The sequence below is a fragment of the Glaciimonas sp. GG7 genome (assembly GCF_052976905.1).
This window is the reverse complement of the sequence record NZ_JBRIIQ010000128.1, coordinates 1-8848: the sequence shown is the minus strand read 5'-3', so window position 1 is coordinate 8848 and position 8848 is coordinate 1. Positions and strand designations below refer to the sequence as shown.

The window sequence follows — 8848 nt, the reverse complement described above, 5'->3', positions numbered from 1 at the left end:
CCATAGGCTGTACCGGCGTACAACCCATCACCAAAGCCCGCCCCCAGTGACGCAACATCCAGCCACCGCATGTCGTCCCGCTAGCATCATCGGACACCGCCACCGTCTGCTGTGTGCGCAAAGCCCCCAGCAGCGCAGAAAAATACGGATTGTCGGTAAAACTCCCTTCCACCACCACCGATCCCGCTGATTCCAGCATCGTCAGACAATAATCCGTCATCAACACGCAATACAGCGTGGCAAGTCCATAGCGTTCTTCTGCCGATTGCGGTAGTGGTCCTGCAATCCTCCCGACTTGTCCGAAAAAAGGGCCGCCGGACTCCGAGAAGCAAGGCAGTGCCAGCGTGTTCTGGTCGATCAGGCGTTGCAGGTCGGCGGGTGTGCATGTTTTCGGGTCCGGCCCGGCGAGCGCTGCAAATTCACGCCCGCCCATGAAGCGCATGCAGGCTACCGGTTGTCCCAGTGCGTTGACGTTGGCGAGCATGTCCGCTTGTTCTGCCAGCTTGTCGAGCGGGGTGTCGAACGCTGCGGCGATCAGCCAGGTGCCGGTTGATAACACCGTGCGCACGCTGCCAGCGTCTGTGCCGAGGTAGCGCAACAGTGAGGCGTTGCTGTCGTGGATGCCGCACAGGATCTGGCAGTGGGGCGGTAGGCCGGTGCGTGATTGCCATTCCGGGCGTAAGACGCCCAAGGCGGTCCAGGCCGATTGCTGCGGCGGGAGCAGATGTTCCCAGCCCATGTGTTCAACCAGCGTGGAGTATTTTCCCTGCAACGGTTGCCATAAATCGGTATGGCAACCAAGCGAGGTTATTTCGCCAGCGGCGATGCCAGACAAACGCCAGGCCCAGTATTGCGGATAGGTCAGGATATGCCGCGCCCGGCTAAATTGCCTGGGGAAGCTTTGCGCCAGCCAGAACAATTGGCGGCCCAGATTGAGGCCAGCCGGTAAGTCTGGCGAAAAAGTATCGGCAAAGGGCGGTCGCAGCGCCTGATAGTGCTGATTCAGGGTTTGCGGCAAGGGCGATTCGTAATCTAGTATCGGCAGCACTAAACCATAGTCATCAACCAGCGCAGCAGTGGCCCCGTGCGTAACCGGGACGATGGCGGTGATCGTGGCGTGCTGTGCAAAACCCTGCAACGTAACGAGCATCCAATCCCATATCCGCTCGGTATCGTGATGTGGATACGGCCCGTGCTTGACGATGGTGTTGGGACAGCGCTGCTCGGCCAGCGTCTTGCCAGCGGCATCGATGAGCGTGAGTTTTGCATTGGTTTTGCCAATGTCGAGAACAACCGTTGCGTCCATCGCATCCATTAATTCCATCGCTTAATCAAGGTGATTTTTTTTATGCCCGGTTCATGCCCCGCAATAACCGCGGCAGCGCAATCGTGATCAGCAACAGCACACCGACAATAATGGTCATGATGATCCCGGGAACGTTCGCCAGCGCCAGTCCATACGTCACCATGCCCATCGTCAGTACCGCCAGCAATACCCCGCCTATGCTGCCCGCGCCGCCTGCGATACTCACGCCGCCCAGAATCACCATGGTGATCACTTCGAGCTCCCAGCCGAGCGCAATGTTGGGGCGGGTGCTGCCAATTCTTCCCGTCAGAAAATACCCCGCCAGACCCGCCATCGCACCCGTGAGCATAAACAGCGCCAGCCGGTAACGGTCCACCGCAATACCCGAAAACTGTGCCGCGACCGGATTGTTGCCGATGGCGAACATCCGGCGTCCCCAACGCGTTGCGTGCAGCAACACGGCAAACACGATGGCGAACACGATCAGCACCACAAATTCACGCGGAATAACCTCGAAGAAGTAGCCCTGGCCCCAGTCCGCCAGCAATTGCGGATAGCCGGTAAACGCCTGATCGCCAAGGATCACGCTCGACAAACCACGGAACAGCGATACGCTGCCTATCGTCACCACAATCGATGGCAAGGCAAACCGCGTCACCAGAAAACCATTTAAAAAACCGCACGCAGTACCGGTCGCCAGCGCCACAAATAGCAATCCTTGCGGCGGCACGCCATAGTGATTCGCCAGCCCCATCGCCACCGACGACAGCGCAAGGATGCCGGAGACCGAGATATCGATTTCCCGACAAATAATCAGCAACGCCATCGGCAGCGCAATGAGCGCCTTTTCACTGAAATTAAACGTGCTATCGGCCAGATTATAAAAATCAAAAAAGTTCGGCAGCAGCACACTATTGGCAATGAACACCATGATGAACAACAGGCCCAGCAGGGTTTCCCAGCGCCCCATTAATTCCCTGAAGCGAAACCCCTTGCGCTCGCCAATGGTGTAACGCGATGTCGTGATATCTGAGGCAGGCAATGGCGCGTTCACACAGCACTCCTTTTGACCGATGACGTCACCAGATGCAGCGGCAATATCTGTCTGCCGGTCTTTTTATTGCCGCGTGCATTGATCACCACGGCGCTCAAGATAACGATGCCGGTGAGGGCGCTTTGCCAGAAGGGTGACACCTTCACAATCGGCAAGGCGTTATTGATCACCGACAAAAACAACGCGCCCAGTACCGCACCGGCGACCGTACCGACGCCACCGGCAATGCTGACGCCGCCAATGACGCAGGCTGCAATGACGGTAAATTCAAAGCCATAAGCAATCTCGGTATACGCAACCGCATACCGCGCCACCCATAAATATCCGCACAAGCCCGCCATCATTCCCGATAAGCCATAAGTCCACAGCAGCCGCTGCGAGGTCGAAATACCGACATAACGCGCCGCCACCGGCTGATTGCCAATCGCATATAAATCCCTGCCGAAGCGGGTATACCGCGCAATAAACCAGGTCACCAAAATAGCCGCTACCGCCAGCCAGACCAGATGCGTTACCCCCAGCAAATGATTGAGCGGAAAGTTAATGAACGCCGCCGACATGCGGTTCGACGAGACCCAGGCCCCGCCGGAGAGCACAAACACCATGCCGCGATACACACTCATCGTGCCCAGCGTGACGACGATGGGCGGCAGATTCAGATAGCCAATCAAAAAGCCGTTGATCAAGCCCAAAAACAGTCCGATCCCAAGCGCCACCAGCATGATCAGCGCGACCGATAATTGCGGAAATTTGGCCGCCAGCAATGCGGTCATCATCCCCGACAGCGCAAGATTGGAAGCGACCGATAAATCAATGCCACGCGTGACAATGACGAACATTTGCGTCAGCGCCAGCATGATCAGCAAGGTGCTGTCGGTGAGCAGATTGGACATGCTCGACATACTCAGAAAGACCGGCGCACGCAGCCCGACCAAGCCGATCAACACAACGATGAGCAGGGCCAGCAAGGTTTCGCGTTGTTTATAGGACTTACGCAAAATTGCCCCAGCGGCGTTGTGCCTCCTGGCCGTACTATCGTACTGTCTTCGTCGGCACGCCTTGCTGAGACAGTTTTGCGTAAGTCCTGGTTTGAAGAAGTTCATGTTGTTCCCAATGCGCTACCGGAAGCAGTTGCGACGACGTTTTCCGGTGTGGCCTCTGCCCGTGAAAAGATTTTTTTAATATGGCCCTGATGCATCACCACGACCCGATCAGCCATGCCAAGCACTTCCGGCAATTCCGACGACACCAGAATCACCGATAAACCTTTACCCACCAGTTCGCTGATAAAGCGATGCACGGCAGCCTTGGAGCCGATATCGATGCCCTTGGTTGGCTCATCCAAAATGATCACTTTCGGATGGGTTGCCAGCCATTTCGCCAGGACCACTTTTTGTTGATTGCCGCCCGATAATTCAGAGACCATCTGCGTAAAGTAACTGGCCTTCAACTCCAGCTGCTCGCTGAAATGGCGTGCGATGGCGGTCTCTTGTTTGCGGCGTCCAAACAGAAAAAATCCGATATCCGACAAAATCGGCAACGTAATGTTATGCACAATCGGCAGCGACAAATGCGCTCCCTGATGCTGTCTGTCCTCGGGCACATAGGCGATGCCATGCGCGATGGCGTCGCTGGCAGAATCAATGGCAATGGCGGTGCCGTTGAGTTTGACGCTGCCTGTGACGTCGCCGGTCAGCCCGAACAGTGCTTGCATCACTTCCGAACGACCCGCGCCGACCAGACCGTAGAAGCCGACAATTTCGCCTTGTCGGACCGAAAAACTGACATCGTTAAATTCGGTCGGATGCGATAAATGTTCCACTTCCAGCAAGGTCGGGCCGAGCGTGATGGCAATCTTTGGAAACACCTGATGAATCTCGCGCCCCACCATCAGCGACACCAACGCCGACTCGGTAATGTCGGCCAGTGCACCGGTCGCCACAAATTGACCATCGCGCAGCACCGTGTAACGGTCGGCAACGGCAAAGATTTCATCGAATTTATGGGAGATAAAAATCACCGCCGTACCGGCGTTGCGCAACTGGCCGATGATCCGATACAGCTCATGGATTTCACGTTGCGACAAGGAGGCCGTCGGCTCATCCATGATCACCACGCGGGCATTGTGCGACAGGGCGCGGGCGATCTCGACAAAATGACGCTGCGCCACGCTCAGGTCTTTGACCTTGGCACGCACGGGGAGCGAGACTTCAAGACGGGCGAATAATTTTTCCGCCTCCGCTTCAATCAAGGCCCAATTGATCCGGCGTGGAAAACCGTGTTGCGGCTGGCGACCGATGTAAATGTTTTCGGCCACGGTCAGCTCATCAAACATCACTGTTTCTTGATGGACGGCAGTAATCCCGGCCTGCATCGCAGCTTGCGGGCTGGCAAAAGAAACCAGTTTTTCTGCCATATGAATCGTGCCGCCATCGGCTTGGTATATCCCGGTCAGGGTTTTGACCAGCGTCGATTTGCCAGCGCCGTTTTCACCGATCAATGCCATGACTTCACCAGCGTGCACCGTCAGGCCGACATTATTGAGCGCAATGACGCCCTGAAAACGTTTGGAAATGCCCGATAGCGTCAGTACCGGTGGTGGCTGTGCGTGTGGTACGTCTTGGATGTGGGGCACAGTGGTCATGATGGTTTCGGTGGTAATGGTGATGGGGAGGCAAACGGCGTCGTTGTTCTCGTTGCTTTTTAGCGTAAGTGAGAAATCCTCCTACTCCGTTCGTACTGAGTAGCCCATCGGGCGTATCGAAGTATGCGCACAGACATGTGTACCCTTCGATACGACGCTACGCGTCTACTCAGGGCGAACGGGTAGCGAAGAAATATCAAAATAGGTAAACGTGATTGCTCACCTGATTTTCGTTTTATAAAAACGTCTTAGAAAATCTTCGCAAATTTATCAACGTTATCCTTGTCATACGTAAACGGTGGCGCCAGCGCCGCTTCGTTGTCCGCATCCAAGGTAATTTTGCCCATCCGACCAACCGTTACGCTCGCACCAGCTTTGCTAGTGGCTTTTCCTTTGACGAATTCATAGGCTGCATACGTGACGGCATAACCAAGATCAATCGGATTCCAGATCGCAAAGCTTTTCACCGCGCCGCTCTTAACGTGTCCCGCCATTTCAGACGGTAAACCCAAGCCCGTGACATAGACCTTGCCCACCAGATGTTCATCGACCACCGCTTTAGCAGCGGCATTGATGCCCACTGTCGTCGGGGCAATGATGGCTTTGAGGTTGGGGTTGCTGCGCAACAGGCCGATGGCTTCGCGATAGCTCTTGTCGGATTGGTCGTCGCCATAGACGGTGGCAACCAGTTTGATTTTCGCAAACTCCGGTTTAAGCAAAGCTTTCTTCATTTCGCCGATCCAGATATTTTGATTGGTCGCTTGTGCTGTGGCCGACAGAATCGCTATATCGCCAGCACCGCCGATAGCGTCCGCTGCCATCTGGATTTGTTTGAGGCCAATCAATTGCGCGTTCGATGGATTGAGCTGCATCAGGCGTCCGTCTTTGGCGATACCGCTATCAAAGGAGAGGACTTTGATGCCGCGCTGCATCGCTTTTTTAGTAATCGGCACCAGTGCATTGGCGTCATTGGCCGAGATCACAATGGCGTTGACCTTCTGGCTGATCAGAGAATTGATGATCTCGATCTGGCCTTCTGCGGTCGGCGTGGTCGGGCCGGTATAAATGACCTCGACATCGCCCAGTTCTTTCGCCGCTTCTTTTGCGCCTTCATGGGCGGCGTCAAAAAAACCATTCCCAAGGCTCTTGACGACCATCGCGATTTTGATTTTTTCTGCCGCTTGTACGTTATTGACCAGACCGCCGATCATGCTCACAGTCAATGCTGCGAGCAATATTTTTTTTAGTTTCATTGCGATGTCTCCTTGGGTAATACGCTGCAAAACGAATGCTCTACAGCCCTGCTTAAATCAATTGTCTGGCCTTGCCTGCGGCACCGCTTCTGGCGCGACCGTGATCAGTTTCACACCCGCTTGCTCCAGCATCTGCGCGGCTGCGTCCGACACATCAGTGTCGGTAATCACGCAAGAAACACGGTTAAGGCCGCACAAAATCAGGCCCGCTTTTCTGGCAAATTTGGAGCTGTCGGCCAACACAATCAATTCTTCTGTCTGACTGATGAGGCGCTTCTCCGCCTGGATCAACAGCGGATCGGCCTCCATCAAGCCCAGCATGGACAAGCCATAGACGCCCATGAACATTTTGGCGGCGTAATGGTGTTGGGTGATGTCGTTATCGAAGGGGCTGAGAATCACGTTTTGCTCGCGATAGACCTTGCCGCCCGGCAGGATGATTTCGTTTTCGCTCGACCTCAGCAAACGCTCTGCCATCAAAAAGGAATTGGTCAGAATCTTCAGCCGTTTGTCAGCCAGAAACTCCACCATCATGTAAGTCGTGGTGCCGCCATTGATGATGATGGTTTCACCATCGGCGCACATGTTCGCAGCCTGTCTGGCGATGGCGCGTTTTTGCGGGGCAAAGCGTTCAATATTGTTGTGGAAGGTTTCGCCCGAGAGCGCAAACGTGCGTTTTTTCTGCTGCAGATTTTCTGCGCCGCCACGGGTGCGGGTAAGCAGATTGCGCTCGGCCAGCCAGACGATATCGCGCCGTACTGTCGCTGGCGAAGAACTCAGCCAGACCACCAATTGCTCCACGCTGGCCGTCGTGTGCTCGGCGAGTAACTTCAGCAGACCTTTACGGCGCTTGTGATTGATCAATCTTGTCTCCTGGTCGGACCCTCTCTTTTTATTCAGGAGGATCTCTTTATCGGTAAAGCAGGCTAAGCATTTGAGAAAGGGAAGTCAATCACCAATCAATCAACTCGATGATTATTTGAGATGCAATCATTATTCTGATTAGACATTGATCAACATCATGATTATTTGCATTTCAATCGCTGTTTTGATTGCACATGGATTGACACTGATTGCCGGCTGCTTTCTACTGGTCGCCATTGCTCAGGGCTGCAAACAATGGCATTAGCAAGGACTGCGGCCTTATCAGGCCTTACGCTGACCTATGTAGTTATAACAACCCGTTCGGACTGAGTTGCGCAGTATCGAAGATGTGCTTGCGGTCAGTGCTGACTTCGATACGCCCTTGCGGGCTACTCAGTTCGAACGGATATCCGAAATTTTTGCATAAGTCTTACTATTTATAAAAATCGACAGGAGACGGTATGACAGTAATGATTAACACTAAACAAGACCCCATCAGCTCGCTGTGGGACGATGCAGTAGCTGCAAAGTTGAGCGAGCCAGAGTTATTGCTATACCGCTCCAACCTGCTCGGTTCAGACATGCGCATTACCAATTTTGGCGGCGGCAATACCTCCGCCAAAATCGCCATGACCGATCATCTGAGCGCTGCACAGGTCGAAGTGTTATGGGTCAAAGGCTCCGGCGGCGATCTGGGCAGCATCAAGCTTGATGGTTTTTCGACGCTGTATATGGACAAGCTGCGTGCACTCAAAAACCGCTATCGCGGATTAGCGTTGGAAGATGAAATGGTGGCCTACCTGCCGCATTGCACCTTCAACCTCAACCCGCGTGCCGCCAGCATCGATACCCCCTTGCATGCGTACATCAACCGGAACCACGTCGATCACATGCACCCGGATGCGGTGATTGCGATTGCAGCGTGCGCCAACAGCGAAGCGCTGACCAAGACAGTATTCGAGGGCGAGTTGGGTTGGTTGCCGTGGCAGCGTCCCGGCTACGATCTGGGTCTTAAGCTAGAGGCTTTGTCACAGGCGCAGCCACAATTAACAGGCATCGTGCTCGAAGGCCACGGCCTGTTTACCTGGGGCGACACCTCCAAATCCTGCTACGAAATCACGCTCAAGATTATTAAGCGCGCAGAAGACTGGCTGGCCGCCAATAGCCGCCAACCGGCATTCGGCGGCAGCAAAGTCCAGCCCTTGGCCGCCGCCGAACGGGCAGCGTTCGCCGCGCGTCTGATGCCGCTGTTGCGCGGCAAGATCAGCAAGGATGAATATAAGCTCGGGCATTTTGACGACAGCGCCACCGTACTCGACTTTGTTTGCAGTGCTGATTTACAGCCCTTGGCCGCGCTCGGGACTTCCTGCCCCGATCATTTTCTGCGCACCAAAATCCGTCCGTTTGTGATCGATTTCGATCCCGCGAATCAAGACTTTGATCGTATCGTTGCCGGACTAGACGATGCATTGGCCGCGTATCGCGCCGACTACATCGCCTATTACACCCGCTGCAAGCGCGACAACAGCCCGGCGGTGCGCGACGCCAATCCGATCATTTATCTGATCCCCGGTGTCGGTATGCTGTCCTTTGCCAAAGACAAGGCCACCGCACGGATTGCAGGTGAGTTCTATGTCAATGCGATCAACGTCATGCGCGGCGCCAACGGTGTACATCGCCAAAAAGCAGCCTCCTTACAACAGCGTGTGCGATCTCACCGGCATGCA

At 54.8% G+C, this 8848-nt stretch carries 7 protein-coding genes; 1 reads left to right on the top strand and 6 read right to left on the bottom strand.

Features of this window, described 5'->3' with window-relative positions; genetic code table 11:
• From ACVBEF_RS19160 to ACVBEF_RS19135, 6 genes are all read right to left on the bottom strand, one after another.
• Positions 1-1324: FGGY-family carbohydrate kinase (locus ACVBEF_RS19160; RefSeq protein ID WP_447125516.1), on the bottom strand; the 1324-nt coding region annotated here is incomplete at its 3' end.
• Between the two features lie 22 nt (positions 1325-1346).
• Positions 1347-2360 carry an ABC transporter permease gene (locus ACVBEF_RS19155; RefSeq protein WP_447125515.1) on the bottom strand — a complete coding sequence of 338 codons (1014 nt, stop codon included), beginning with the start codon at positions 2358-2360 and terminating at the stop codon, positions 1347-1349.
• Positions 2357-3358 (bottom strand): ABC transporter permease, encoded by a 1002-nt coding sequence (locus tag ACVBEF_RS19150; RefSeq protein WP_447125514.1) that lies wholly within the window; start codon positions 3356-3358, stop codon positions 2357-2359. The genes ACVBEF_RS19155 and ACVBEF_RS19150 overlap by 4 nt, the downstream gene beginning before the upstream one ends.
• A gap of 101 nt (positions 3359-3459) precedes the next feature.
• On the bottom strand, positions 3460-5004 hold the full coding sequence (locus ACVBEF_RS19145) for a sugar ABC transporter ATP-binding protein (RefSeq protein ID WP_447125513.1): 1545 nt from the start codon (positions 5002-5004) through the stop codon (positions 3460-3462).
• Between the two features lie 248 nt (positions 5005-5252).
• Positions 5253-6257 carry a rhamnose ABC transporter substrate-binding protein gene (rhaS, locus tag ACVBEF_RS19140; protein WP_447125512.1) on the bottom strand — a complete coding sequence of 335 codons (1005 nt, stop codon included), beginning with the start codon at positions 6255-6257 and terminating at the stop codon, positions 5253-5255.
• A 57-nt stretch (positions 6258-6314) separates the two neighbouring features.
• Positions 6315-7121: a DeoR/GlpR family DNA-binding transcription regulator gene (locus tag ACVBEF_RS19135; RefSeq protein WP_447125511.1), complete on the bottom strand. Its 807-nt coding sequence runs from the start codon at positions 7119-7121 to the stop codon at positions 6315-6317.
• Between the two features lie 470 nt (positions 7122-7591).
• On the opposite strand from ACVBEF_RS19135, the gene ACVBEF_RS19130 reads away from it, so the two are divergent.
• Positions 7592-8848 (top strand): bifunctional rhamnulose-1-phosphate aldolase/short-chain dehydrogenase (locus tag ACVBEF_RS19130; RefSeq protein WP_447125517.1); only part of this gene is annotated, 1257 nt, incomplete at its 3' end.

Excerpts from the sequence above, each read along its gene's own strand:
- rhaS (WP_447125512.1), bottom strand. The coding sequence starts at position 6,257 with ATGAAACTAAAAAAAATATTGCTCGCAGCATTGACTGTGAGCATGATC.
- ACVBEF_RS19145 (WP_447125513.1), bottom strand. The coding sequence starts at position 5,004 with ATGACCACTGTGCCCCACATCCAAGACGTACCACACGCACAGCCACCA.